This is a genomic window from Bacillus clarus, from assembly GCF_000746925.1.
GTDB lineage: Bacteria > Bacillota > Bacilli > Bacillales > Bacillaceae_G > Bacillus_A > Bacillus_A clarus.
This window is the reverse complement of the sequence record NZ_JMQC01000008.1, coordinates 4369616-4381954: the sequence shown is the minus strand read 5'-3', so window position 1 is coordinate 4381954 and position 12339 is coordinate 4369616. Positions and strand designations below refer to the sequence as shown.

At 35.9% G+C, this 12339-nt stretch carries 16 protein-coding genes, 1 pseudogene and 1 other annotated feature; of the genes and pseudogenes, 4 read left to right on the top strand and 13 right to left on the bottom strand.

Features of this window, described 5'->3' with window-relative positions:
• Positions 1 to 34: 34 nt before the first annotated feature.
• Positions 35 to 211 (bottom strand): hypothetical protein, encoded by a 177-nt coding sequence (locus DJ93_RS32870; RefSeq protein ID WP_161785257.1) that lies wholly within the window; start codon positions 209 to 211, stop codon positions 35 to 37.
• A 301-nt stretch (positions 212 to 512) separates the two neighbouring features.
• Between DJ93_RS32870 and DJ93_RS33935 the strand changes: the two genes are divergently transcribed.
• Together DJ93_RS33935 and DJ93_RS33930 are read left to right on the top strand one after the other, a co-directional pair.
• Positions 513 to 695 carry a hypothetical protein gene (locus DJ93_RS33935; protein ID WP_241484313.1) on the top strand — a complete coding sequence of 61 codons (183 nt, stop codon included), beginning with the start codon at positions 513 to 515 and terminating at the stop codon, positions 693 to 695.
• A gap of 36 nt (positions 696 to 731) precedes the next feature.
• Positions 732 to 968 (top strand): hypothetical protein, encoded by a 237-nt coding sequence (locus tag DJ93_RS33930; RefSeq protein ID WP_241484312.1) that lies wholly within the window; start codon positions 732 to 734, stop codon positions 966 to 968.
• Positions 969 to 1044: 76 nt separating this feature from the next.
• Here the strand turns inward: DJ93_RS33930 and DJ93_RS23395 are convergent, their stop codons facing one another.
• The 7 genes from DJ93_RS23395 to DJ93_RS23370 form a co-directional block, all read right to left on the bottom strand.
• The gene (locus DJ93_RS23395; RefSeq protein ID WP_042983485.1) at positions 1045 to 1263 is read right to left on the bottom strand and encodes a hypothetical protein; all 219 of its coding nucleotides are present in this window, start codon (positions 1261 to 1263) and stop codon (positions 1045 to 1047) included.
• Positions 1264 to 1288: 25 nt separating this feature from the next.
• Positions 1289 to 1618: a DUF2085 domain-containing protein gene (locus tag DJ93_RS31190; RefSeq protein ID WP_080743577.1), complete on the bottom strand. Its 330-nt coding sequence runs from the start codon at positions 1616 to 1618 to the stop codon at positions 1289 to 1291.
• A gap of 256 nt (positions 1619 to 1874) precedes the next feature.
• Positions 1875 to 3563, bottom strand: a complete 1689-nt coding sequence (argS, locus tag DJ93_RS23390; RefSeq protein ID WP_042983483.1) for an arginine--tRNA ligase — start codon at positions 3561 to 3563, stop codon at positions 1875 to 1877.
• A gap of 45 nt (positions 3564 to 3608) precedes the next feature.
• Positions 3609 to 3822, bottom strand: a binding site (T-box leader).
• Positions 3823 to 3862: 40 nt separating this feature from the next.
• Positions 3863 to 4639 (bottom strand): class I SAM-dependent methyltransferase, encoded by a 777-nt coding sequence (locus DJ93_RS23385; RefSeq protein ID WP_042983482.1) that lies wholly within the window; start codon positions 4637 to 4639, stop codon positions 3863 to 3865.
• 49 nt (positions 4640 to 4688) lie between these two features.
• Positions 4689 to 5123 (bottom strand): BrxA/BrxB family bacilliredoxin, encoded by a 435-nt coding sequence (locus DJ93_RS23380; protein WP_000063713.1) that lies wholly within the window; start codon positions 5121 to 5123, stop codon positions 4689 to 4691.
• 83 nt (positions 5124 to 5206) lie between these two features.
• Complete coding sequence (locus DJ93_RS23375) at positions 5207 to 5590, bottom strand: thiol-disulfide oxidoreductase DCC family protein (RefSeq protein WP_042983481.1); 384 nt, start codon at positions 5588 to 5590, stop codon at positions 5207 to 5209.
• A 4-nt stretch (positions 5591 to 5594) separates the two neighbouring features.
• Positions 5595 to 6722 (bottom strand): conserved virulence factor C family protein, encoded by a 1128-nt coding sequence (locus DJ93_RS23370; RefSeq protein WP_042983480.1) that lies wholly within the window; start codon positions 6720 to 6722, stop codon positions 5595 to 5597.
• Between the two features lie 179 nt (positions 6723 to 6901).
• On the opposite strand from DJ93_RS23370, the pseudogene DJ93_RS33925 reads away from it, so the two are divergent.
• Positions 6902 to 7132 (top strand): annotated as a pseudogene (locus DJ93_RS33925) (TetR/AcrR family transcriptional regulator); the annotation flags it as partial.
• 4 nt (positions 7133 to 7136) lie between these two features.
• On the opposite strand, the gene DJ93_RS23365 reads toward DJ93_RS33925, so the two are convergent.
• The 5 genes from DJ93_RS23365 to DJ93_RS23345 all read right to left on the bottom strand — a co-directional run bounded on the left by DJ93_RS23365 (position 7137) and on the right by DJ93_RS23345 (position 11374).
• Positions 7137 to 7475: a single-stranded DNA-binding protein gene (locus DJ93_RS23365; protein ID WP_042983479.1), complete on the bottom strand. Its 339-nt coding sequence runs from the start codon at positions 7473 to 7475 to the stop codon at positions 7137 to 7139.
• 165 nt (positions 7476 to 7640) lie between these two features.
• Entirely contained in the window at positions 7641 to 7895 is a 255-nt protein-coding gene (locus DJ93_RS23360; RefSeq protein ID WP_042983478.1) for a DUF4318 domain-containing protein, read from the bottom strand.
• A gap of 135 nt (positions 7896 to 8030) precedes the next feature.
• Positions 8031 to 8762 carry a Bax inhibitor-1/YccA family protein gene (locus DJ93_RS23355; RefSeq protein WP_042983477.1) on the bottom strand — a complete coding sequence of 244 codons (732 nt, stop codon included), beginning with the start codon at positions 8760 to 8762 and terminating at the stop codon, positions 8031 to 8033.
• A gap of 75 nt (positions 8763 to 8837) precedes the next feature.
• Positions 8838 to 10730: an ABC-F family ATP-binding cassette domain-containing protein gene (locus DJ93_RS23350; RefSeq protein ID WP_042983476.1), complete on the bottom strand. Its 1893-nt coding sequence runs from the start codon at positions 10728 to 10730 to the stop codon at positions 8838 to 8840.
• Positions 10727 to 11374: an HD domain-containing protein gene (locus DJ93_RS23345; RefSeq protein WP_042983475.1), complete on the bottom strand. Its 648-nt coding sequence runs from the start codon at positions 11372 to 11374 to the stop codon at positions 10727 to 10729. Before DJ93_RS23345 ends, DJ93_RS23350 begins: the two co-directional genes overlap by 4 nt.
• Positions 11375 to 11484: 110 nt before the next feature.
• On the opposite strand from DJ93_RS23345, the gene DJ93_RS23340 reads away from it, so the two are divergent.
• Entirely contained in the window at positions 11485 to 12285 is an 801-nt protein-coding gene (locus tag DJ93_RS23340) for a PAT1 family protein (RefSeq protein WP_042983474.1), read from the top strand.
• Positions 12286 to 12339 lie beyond the last annotated feature (54 nt).

Sequence of the window (12339 nt, the reverse complement as noted above, 5' to 3'; positions counted from 1 at the left end):
CCTTTCAAGATATTTAAAAGGGTTGTTTTTGTTTTCACTTAAAATTTTTATTAGTACTTTCAATGTCTATATCTACCGAAACTCCATAATGATTACTTGGAAATATGGCTGCTTCATTAACTGGAGAATCTTCAAACACCGCTACATTATCTACAAATGAAAAATCCATCCTCCTATTTTTCTTTATTAAAATCCAATCATACTCTTCCAATTCTAACGCCTCCTTTTATATACAAAACTAAAGTTCTCCATATAATAGATACATTCCTACACTTTTCAAAAAATTCTAGGACAGTTAAGCACAAATTAAAAACCACTAAATAATACATGTTCTTTATATCTCCCCCGCCTTTTCGATAAACTAATTCTGGAAAAAATAAAATTAAAGATTTCAATCATAAAGATAAACCTTGTGTGCATGTTAGTGGTTCGATAAGATAATAATTGTATATTATTCATAATAACCCCAATTAATAAGATTATTATATAAGGTTAAAGAAAGGAGAGAAGTCATGATAGTAATTGATTCCAATCCGAAACAACAACCTTATTCCGATTTATTAGATTTAGCTTTTGACATTTGTGATGAATTCCATTTCGTTTTAAGAAATGATATGGGACCGTTAGACTCTTTTGGTCCTATTTTAAAGAAACTAGAAGGTTCATTTAAAGAAATGAACGGGCAATCCGAGTAGGCCAGTACTATTTTAGGTGGTAATCAAACAGCAAAAGTGTATTTCTATTATGCTGATGACAATGCTAAAAATGTCCTGAAAGAATTATCTAATTCTTTATATGAATGGGTATTTCCTGATTTACCAGAAGATTTATCGTTTTTTAAATCCGGAAAAGAATGGTTAATAACGTGTTCTCACGAAAAGGAAAGTTTTATTAAAACAGAAGATAAAAAAGAAATCGAGAGAGTATTAAATATACCGGGATTAAAAGTACATGTAGGAGAATTTTAAAATAAAAAAGATTTGCGTATCTTTAACGATATACAAATCTTTTTTACTTACTAGAGAAATATAGAAAAGTAGAAGTTTAATCATTACAATCACAATCTGAACAATCGGCACAATCTAAAGCACCACAATCCGAATTTCTCTTTTTTTTATTTCTCTTAAGATAAAAATATAGCAATCCAATAAATAGTGCGCAAATAACAAAAGCTATTATTGCTTCTATATATTTTTCATGAATGATAAAACCAATTCCACTTCCACCAGAAATGAGAATTAGAATTGAGTAAATCCAGAACATGTAAATACCTCCGTCGATGTATGGTTTAAGATAGAATCCATATAATACTAGATGAAATAAGTAGTCCCATACCATTACCGCTTAATATACCGGTAGTTACTCTGATCAAATTTGTGCTACTTCTCCACTTCCACCTTTGGGTGAATCCATCGATGAATAATGGAATTTGAGCAGAAAAGGATAGTACTAATGAGAGAGTAAACGAAGGTGTTATTAAAAAATAAATTGGGAACATAAAGAAACCAATAAACATACCTGTGCATCGTGCACATAAAGGGATGTATTTTTGTAGTTTAAGAAAACTCCTTTCGGCTTTTCTGTGACAAGGGATATGTAATATGAAACTTCGAATCAATACGGACCATCCTCTCTAATAATATTTTAATTGATTTGGTAACAAAATTATAGAGTTCTTAAACTTCGTAGCATACTTCTTCTTTTAAATAAGAATTTTATTCAGGAAAAAACAAAATGACAAACCGGATTAGTGGTACACCCGATTTGTCATTTTGTTAATATATTACGCTTTATTTTGTATTTACCATCTTCAATTTATTACTATAGTAACGTGAATCGTTGTCATTGCACATAAACACATAGTATTTTCTATATTACATCTCCTCTGGAGCACTTACTCCAAGTAAACGTAAACCTTCTTTTAATACAACTGTTACTGCATAAACAAGTGCTAGTCTGCTTTCCTTCTCTTGATTTTCTTCTAAAATACGAACATTACCGTAATATTTATTAAATGCTTGCGCAACATCTAATACGTATTTTGAAATATGTGATGGTTCATTTTTATGGAAGGCTGTTTCGATTACTTGTGGGAATTTATTCAGCAGTTTTATTACGCTCCAACTGTAATCGTCTTTTAATTCAAAATTACACGTTTCAAATTCCACACTTTCTTTTCTTAAAATCGAACAAGCACGCGCGTGTGTATATTGTACATACGGCCCTGTTTCTCCTTCAAATTTTAACATGTGTTCTAATGAGAATTCGATATGATGCATACGCTCATTTTTTAAATCGTGGAAAATGACTGCGCCAACACCGACTTGTTTTGCAACTTCTTCTTTTTGTTTTAAATTTGGATTTTTCTCTTCAATATTTTGTTTCGCAAGTGCAACCGCTTCCTCAAGTACTTCTTCCAACAATATGATTCTGCCCTTACGTGTGGACATTTTCTTACCATCTTTTAAAATGAATCCGAACGGTACATGTTCCATACCATCCACCCAGTTATAGCCAAGCTTTTTTAATACCGTGAAAAATTGATTAAAATGCAAGCTTTGTTCGGGCCCTACTACATACAACGCTTTATCAAATTCATATGTGTTTTGACGATACAAAGCAGCTGTTAAGTCACGCGTTGCGTAAATGGTAGCACCATCCGATTTTTTAATTAAACAAGGCGGCATACCTTCTTCCTCTAAATTAACGACTAACGCGCCTTCTGATTCTTCAAGTAAACCTTGATCCTCTAACATTTCAACAAAGTCTTCCATCTTATCGTTATAGAAAGCTTCTCCTTGAAAATTACTAAATTCTACGCCAAGAAGCTCGTAAATACGAGAGAATTCTTTTAAAGATTCATGACGGAACCAATTCCACAGCTGGACTGCTTCTTCATCACCTTCTTCTAATTTCTTAAACCATGAGCGCCCTTCTTCTTCTAGCTCTGGATATTCTTTTACTTTTTCATGAAACTGAACATATAACTTAAATAATTCACGGATTGGATCCTCTTTAACAACTTCTTCATTTCCCCATTTTTTATATGCAGTAATTAACTTTCCAAACTGCGTTCCCCAATCTCCAATGTAATTGATTCCTACAACTTCATATCCACATTTTTCAGCGATATGCTTTAATGAATTTCCAATCATCGTCGAGCGTAAATGCCCCATTGAAAACGGCTTTGCGATATTTGGTGAAGAGTAATCGATAACTACCGTTTTTTCATGCCCAAAATGATTTTGACCGTACTCTTCTTTCTCCGCTAAAATCGTTTTTAACACATGATCACTTACAGTGTGACGATTAAAAAATACGTTCACATAAGGACCTACAGCCTCTACTTTCGTAAAAAACGGGTTATTTAACTTCTCCGCAACTTCCTTTGCGATAACAGCTGGCGCCTGTTTAAATTGTCTTGCAAGTGAAAAACAAGGAAATGCCGCATCCCCAAATTCATCTTGTTTCGGTGTTTCAATTAAATCTAAAATTTGATTTTGCGTTAATTCGTTCGTAATAATATTTGATAAACTTTTCGCAAACTGAATTTTATACTCCATATTACAACCTCCTTATTTTTTTATACGCAAAAAACTCGTCTCTAAAAAAGAGACGAGTTTTAACCCGTGGTACCACCCTTGTTGTTCATTTCGAACCACTTTCCCGTTTATAACGAGGACAGGGGGCCTCGGCTTACTTTACTATTAGTTCAAGCAGCATCTCCGAAGTGCGCTTCATCCTCTTCTCCGTACTAGGCTCCCACCATTCCTAGCTCGCTTTCCTTCTGAACAGGACTACTCTCTTCATCTACGACAGTATATATAATTGATTATTGCTTATTATACATCTTTTCAAACAATTAGCAAGGTTCAATTACCCCAAAATGAAATTTTGCACTTTTTCTTTTTTGCACATGAAAATTGTGCTTTTCAAATCTAGAGCTACGAAAATGATCTTTTAAAACGACACGCTTTCTCGTAACACGCTTCGCTTCAGCAATCGTTTCATCAGTAATATCATGATACAAAGCGAAGTGTTTTAGTCCTCTAATTCCATCTGATTCGATGACAGTTTCTTCAAACATCGGATCAAGATAAACGACGTCATAGCTATTATCTTCACATTGTTTTAAAAACGCGAAGTGTTCCGTTTGCTTTACACGAATTCTTTGCATAGCCTCATCAATTTCTGGAACAGCTGAAGACCATGTTTGCAAACCTTTCTTCATGATATAAGCCATATATTCATTTCCTTCAAGTCCTGTTACTTTTCCGCTTTCACCAACGACATAACTAGCTACAATACTGTCTGATGCCATGCCGAGTGTACAATCTAATACTGTCATTCCACTCTCTAATTTTGCAGCTTGAACAAATGGATCATGTTCCCCTCGCATTAATCTTTTCACACGAAACATCGCTGAGTTTGGATGAAAGAAAAACGACTCTTCCGTACCTTTTGGATAAATAGCTAATCGATTCTTTCCTACGACAAGAACGTCTTGTTCATACTGCTCATGTAATTTGTACACAGGTAGATCATTACGTATAACAAAAGAACTATTTAGTTCTTCTGCTACCTTTTTTGTATAGTCTGTCATTTCCTTATTTGTTCGTCCTGCTGTTGTTACAATCATATTTTCACCTCTATATAAAGAAAAGAGGGAGATTTACTCTCCCCCTTCTTTAGCAATTCTTTTCAAAAGCTTGTTCTAAGTTTGTAATAATTTCGTCCATTGTTGCGCCTTCAATTTCATGACGGTGAATGAAGTGAACAACTTCTTTCCCTTTCAATAGCGCCATAGATGGTGAAGATGGAGGAATTTCTCCGAAGTATTCACGCATTTTCGCAGTAGCGTCTTTATCTTGACCTGCAAATACAGTTACAAGATGATCAGGTTGTTTTTCAGCACGTACAACCGCTTGGCCTGCTGACGGACGTGCTAAACCAGCTGCACAACCACAAACAGAGTTTACAACAACTAATGTCGTACCTGTTACGTTCTCCATAAATTCTGTTACAGCTTCTTCTGTAGTTAACTCTTCAAATCCAGAACGCACTAACTCTTGGCGCATTGGAATTACCATTTGACGCATGTATTCTTCATATGCATTTGACATCTTGTAATCTCTCCTTCAACTTTCATTCCAAATTCATCATATCACGCTCTATTAATAGGTGCAAAAGAAAGATAGCGGTGGCTTCATTTTTTTACAGGGATTTCACAAACCCCTTTCTGGCAATGGCCAACTGGTACAAGTTTTCTATTATTAGCAATATAATCATATACTTTACTTCCAAATCCAAATGCTATCGATAGCTTAATAAAAGGAACTGCAAACCAATAAGATGGGACTGCCTTCGCTAATACGTAAATACTATGAATACCGTCGTACCATTTATTGTTTTTTAAAATATACAGTCTTTGTTCCATCTTGCTCTGCAATCCTTCAGAAAGTTCGTATTGATCAACTACATCTTCATCTCGAAATGAAACAAATTTCATCTTGCCTTTTTTATCAAGTTTCTTCGTACGATCTGCTACTGCTGTACACATCGGACACCAACTATCATAGAAAACAATCATCCAATTATTCTCCTTTACGAGACTCCGTCATTTGCTTCCATACAGAACCTTTCGCTTCTTCGCCGCCTTCAATACGTTCTAAAGCTAAACGCGCTTGCATCGCCACTTCAAACTCTGGATCATCCTGTGCTACGCGTAAAGCTGGGATTGCACTCTCATCACCAAGTTCAAATAGGAACATTGCTGCACGCCAGCGTACTAATTTACTTGGATCTTTCAATGATTTGATCATAACGAACATCGCTGCTGAATCACCTACGTCTGATAAGCAATCCCCTGCTGTACGGCGCACACTTACAGAACGGTCTAATAACGCTTTATATAATAACGGCAACACTTCATCACCTTTTACCATACCTAAGTACGCTGTTGCGAGGCGGCGAATAGATACTTTTTCATCTTCCAACGCCTTTTTCAACACTGGAATATCTTCTTCAGTAGGATCCATTTGCTCAAGTGCTACGTAGCGTTTTTTCCAATCAGAATCAGCCATCATTTCCTCTGTTACTTTATATGGTTCACGCTTTTGTATCGTTACTTCTACAGCACCCGCTTGATCTAATAATTCTTTTACAGTTTGATCAACACGTTCTTCTGAATAAGCAGCTACAATTTCTTCTACTACTTCTTTTCCGATTTCTTCAAAGTTACCGTAACGTGTGCTTTGCTCTACCCATTTACGCTCTTTCACAACGTTAGGTGCAGACATTTGTACTTTCATAATCGATTCTTTAAAACGATCCGGTAAGCCAACTCGCTCTTCAGTTGTCCCATCCGTTAATTTCACTTGCATCGGGATAGTAAAGAACATTTGAATAAATACTTTCACTTCACCAAAATGCGAAAGTTGCTGCTCTTCACTTTCTTCTACTACTTCTTCTCCAAATACAGTACGTACTTGTTGCAATAATACTTTCCAATCATACTTTGCATTTCGTTCAACTGCTAAAAAGTCTGCTACATGGTATACACCTTTAATGCCCTCAATTTTTATAATATCCTGCACTTGTTTTGGCGCTTGCTCTGCATTTTCATTTGTATAGTTATTACGTGCTCCTGCTGGTAATACTTCATTTAAAATAACTTTCATTGTATTAGGACTTGGCGTCGGTTCAATTGCTTTAATCTTCACGTAAATATACTCTCCTTTATTGCGTGTTCTTAGCTGTATTGTAACATGTTCTATTGGTATGCTCCTACTTGGATGCTTATTTTTATTAATAATACTTGTAGTCTAATTCAAAAATTTAAAAATAATGTAGTATACATATTCAATTCTTCTATTTTCACCTCATTGCTCTAAAACTATAAAGAAAAGAGCACCTTTTATTATTTTTAGGAGATTCACAAATCGAACTATGGAATAAAAGCCTAGAAACTTATCAAAATGTTGCACATCCGAAAGAGCGAATCAGACTCGTTTTAGGAGATTTATTATCTCGACTTACTGAACATCGTGAGTTAATGAAACATGCAGTATTTAAAATCATTAAATCGAGTTACTTAGTAGAAAATGAATTGAAAAGTATTCAAAAACTCCAAACCTTTACTGTGAAGCGCCTTCCCTCTTTCTCTCCAAAAACGTTATCCTCTCAACCACCACCTCTGTTCTATATCTCCTCTCCCCTTGTTCATTATCATAATTACTTGTATGAATACGGCCAGTAATTCCAACAAGAGATCCCTTTTGACAATACTCTGATACATTTTCAGCAGATTTTCTCCAAACTACGCAGTAAATGAAATCTGCTTGTTGTTCACCTAAACTATTTCGAAACCCTCTACTTACTGCCACACATATTCGTGCATATGCAATTCCCTGTTTTGTGTAGTATAATTCTGGATCCTTTGTCAACCTTCCGATTAATACAACTCGATTCATCATAGTTATACCACCTCACATTTTTTCTTTATTGTATAGAATAATAAGTGATAGGTAAAAAATACGAAATGGTATATTTCTAAAAGAAAATAATAACTTTAAATCTAATAAAATAAAAAAAGAAACACTGCATGATTCAATCACGTAGTGTTTTTTAAAATATTTTACTCATAGCTCACTGCAAGATATATAATATCCTCCACGAGCCATTCGTATTTCGGCACGGTACCGTGTATTTTCTAAATGAAAATGAATTGACTTTACTCTACTTTTAAATTCCAGCTTTTCTCTAGACTCCGCAGCGTATTTTTCTATAGTCTCACAAATAGTTTGGGCCGATGGGTATGTCAAAGCGTCTTCTAACTCTATATAAAAGCTTTTCCCTAATAGTTTTTTTAAAAGCCCTTTCTTTGCTTTCACCATAGCCTCTTCCCTCTTCACTACAAGCCTCTAATATCTAGATTACACCATATTCCCCCAAATAATTTCACTCTAAACATCAAATCCTTTAAATCTGAAAAATAAAAAATCCTGCATGTTTCATGCAGGATTTTTTTGTTAGTCATTCTTCGTAAAATAAGAAACGAAACGAAGAATTTCTAAGTATAGCCATACTAGTGTCATCATTAAACCCATTGCACTATACCACTCCATATATTTCGGAGCTTCGCTACGTGCACCGCTTTCGATTAAATCGAAATCTAGTAATAAATTTAATGCAGCAACTACAATAACAACTGCACTAATGATAATACCGATTGTTCCACCTTGGTGAATATATGGAACTGTAACACCAAACATATTTAGTAGGAACACGATTAAATACATAACCATAATTCCCATTGTCGCTGCCATAACACCTGTACGGAATTTATCAGTTACTTTTACTACACGAGTTGCGTATAACACTAACATCGCAAATAAAATTGAGATTGTTAATAATACAGCGTTTAAAACGATAGAATCGCCAAATTTCATTGTATAAACCGCTGAAATACTACCAAGCACAATCCCTTCTACTGCCGCATAGATCGGCGCACCGATAGGTGACATGCGCGGGAAGAATATAGACGCAAATGCAATGATTGCCGCAACTACTAAAGCACCAATTAACACTGGCATTTTCATCGTACCCTGCATCATCTGTATGTATGAATAGACAGACGTCGCAAGAAGCAGAATAAGCATAATAAACGTTTTTCCTACCGTTCCGCCGATAGTCATCGCAGAAGCGCTCGCTCCCTCTTTACGGAATGCCTCTTTTTTCAACATTGGATTAGATGTTCTCATTTTTTCCCTCCTAAAATAAGTTCTACCAACAGTGTAAAGTTTTTCTCTTTACATTTCAATATATGCAGCTTGTTTTTATTTTAAACCTTCAACGATGTCAGATAGTTCACTCCAACGTTCCATCGCTTTTTCTAACTCTTCCTCTGTTTTCTGCCCTGCTTCAGATAGTTCTTGCGCTTTTGTGAAATCAGAACCGACATTCGCTAGTTCTTCTCCAATTGCTTCAAGCTTCTCTTCAAGTGCTGCAATTGTATCTTCAATCGTTTCCCATTCACGCTGTTCATGATAAGAAAGTTTACGCTTACGTTGCTGCTTCGGTGCTTCTTCTACTTTCTTCTCCTTTTGCACTTCTGCTTTCTCAATTATTTCTTTCGTTCTTTGCATATCTAAATAATCAGTGTAACTGCCCAAAAACTCCCTTACTTCGCCTTCACCAGTAAAGATAAATAACTCATCTACTACTTTATCTAAGAAATAACGGTCATGCGATACAGTAAGAACGACACCAGGGAAATCTTCTAAATAATCTTCTAACACTGTTAATGTTTGTGTATCTAGATCATTGGTAGGTTCATCAAGTAATAATACGTTCGGTTCTCCCATTAATATACGCAATAAGTATAAACGTCTTCTTTCACCACCAGATAGTTTACCAAGTGGTGTTCCGTGTGAATGAGTTGGGAATAAGAAGCGCTCAAGCATTTGGGATGCTCCGATTACTTTTCCATCTGTCGTATGAATAACTTCTGCAATCTCTTTAATATATTCAATCATTCTTTGATTTAAATTCATCTCTTCATTTTCTTGTGTATAATAAGCAACTTTTACAGTTTGTCCAACTTCAATTTCACCACTATCAGGAGCTAGCTTACCTGCAAGCATATTTAATAGAGATGATTTCCCGCTACCGTTCGCTCCAATAATCCCAATACGATCGCCTGGTTTCACAATATGATTAAAGTTATGCAATACCGTTTTATTACCGAATTTTTTCGTTACATCTTTTAACTCAAGTACTTTCTTTCCTAAACGACTTCCACTAAGCGCAATATCAACTGATTGCTTCGCTGCTGGTCCTTCTTGCCCCTTTAGTTCTTCAAAGCGCTGAATACGTGCCTTTTGTTTTGTAGAACGAGCTTTGGCACCACGACGAATCCATGCAAGTTCACGACGATATAGATTTTGACGTTTTGACTCTTGCGCTAACTCTTGTTCTTCACGAAGTGCTTTCGCCTCTAAAAATGTACTATAGTTCCCTTCATAGCTATACAACTTACCATTGTCTAATTCAAAAATACGATTTGTAACGCGATCTAAGAAATAACGGTCATGGGTTACAAGTAATACCGCTCCTGTATATCGAGATAAATATTCTTCTAGCCATTCAACTGTCTCATGATCAAGATGGTTCGTAGGCTCATCCAATATTAATAAATCAGGCGTCTCAATAAAACATTGTGCCATCGCAATACGTTTCTTCTGTCCACCAGATAAATTCCCAACAATTGCAGTGAAATCTGTAATTCCTAATTTCGTTAAAAGTGATTTTGCATTGGCATTCGCTTCCCATGCATTCATCGCATCCATACGTTGCTGCATAGCGAATAATTGCTCTTGCACCTTTTCATTACTTGGGTCTTTTTCTATGTTTAATAGCGCTTGTTCATATTCACGAAGAAGACGGATTAACGGTGTATCCCCATGGAATACTTGCTCCAGTACTGTTAATTTTTCATCAAAATCTGGCTGTTGTGATAAATAACTAATTGTATACCCACGTGAATGGGTCATATCACCTGTATCAGGAGTTTCTACCCCTGCAATAATTTTTAATAATGTTGATTTACCAGTACCATTTACACCAATAATCCCTGCGCGTTGTCCTTCTGCAATACTACATGACAATCCATCAAATAACGGTTGGTCTCCATATGATTTTGATACGTTTTCCACTGTTAACATTTTCATATTTGTGCATTCCACTCTTTCATAAATTGTTCAATAAATTCTTCCATATAACGATGACGAACTTCAGCCTCTCGTTTAGCAGCATCCGTATTCATTAAATCTTTCAATTTTAAAAGCTTTTCATAAAAATGATTTAAAGATGGATCATTATTTTTTCGATACTCTTCTTTTGTCATTACTTCACGAGGCGGAATATTCGGATCGTACATTAATCTTCCTTTTGCTCCTCCATAAGCAAAAGTTCGAGCGATTCCAATTGCCCCAAGAGCGTCTAAACGGTCTGCATCTTGAACAATTTTTCCTTCCAGCGATTCCAGCTTCCCGCCATGTCCTCCTTTGAAAGACATATTCGCAATAATATGGAGAATATGATTACTTTCTTCCTGTTCCACACCTAATTCCTCTAGCCAGTCTGAAACTTTTTTCATACCAGCTTCTTCACTCTCATTTAACTTTTCATCTGCTACATCGTGAAGTAATGCTGACATTTCAATTATAAAACGATTTCCCCCTTCTTGCTCGGATAAAGAAACCGCTAATTTATGTACACGCTCAATATGATACCAATCATGCCCACTCGCATCTTTTTCTAAAATATGTTTTACGAAAGTTACCGTTTTTTGAATTTGTTCTTGTTTTATCATTTTATCTTCACCCAATTTCTTATTGTAACACGCTCTCATTTTTTCATCACATGTTTTCTTGTCCGCCCATACACTAGGTGGTAGGCATCATCATGAAGGAGGAAATAAAAATGTTCTATAATAATCAACAGCCTTACCCACATCAACCATATTATCCTCAAGATCAAGAGCAACGATATGCGGCGCCATACGGAGAGCTGGAAGATCAATATCAATACCAACAAAATCCATACTTAACACAGCAATCCCAAGAGCCTGATTATCCGCAAAACCCTTATGACACACAACAAATTCAAGAATCTGAGTACCAACAGAATCCATATGCACCACATCAAACTCAAGAAGCTGAATACTCACAAAATCCATATGCACCACGCCAAACTCATGAAGCTGAATACTCACAAAATCCATATGCGCCACATCAAACTCATGAAGCTGAATACTCACAAAATCCATATGCACCTCAACATGCTCAAGAACAACAGTTCCAAGGTAATCCGTATGTAACGCAACAACAGCCTTATCAACAACCACAAATGTACCAGCCAAACTATAACCCACGCGTCTCACCACCAGCTCCACCAACAATCGATCCAACACAAGTACAAATATTACCACCAGGACCAACAACCGATCCGACTCAACCTCAAATATTGCCACCAGGACCTATTACTGAGCCAACGCAACAACAAATTCAACAAGTCGTTGGCACACAATTTCTACCTTTTAAAAAACCTGTACTAGATTTCGTAAAACCTTGGGTAGACTATGGTCTAAACGAAGCGAAACATACATCTCACCGCCATGCTTTAACAGAAGTCGCTGCGATTATGTTTTTAGTTGGAAAAGGATTCAACCCGACGATTGCTCATTATATTGTAGAGTCTTGGGAGAAGAATGAGCAGTTTTAAGTTTGTCCATTTTATTTTTAACAAAACTATAAAAGTGTCACAAATGCCTGTTAT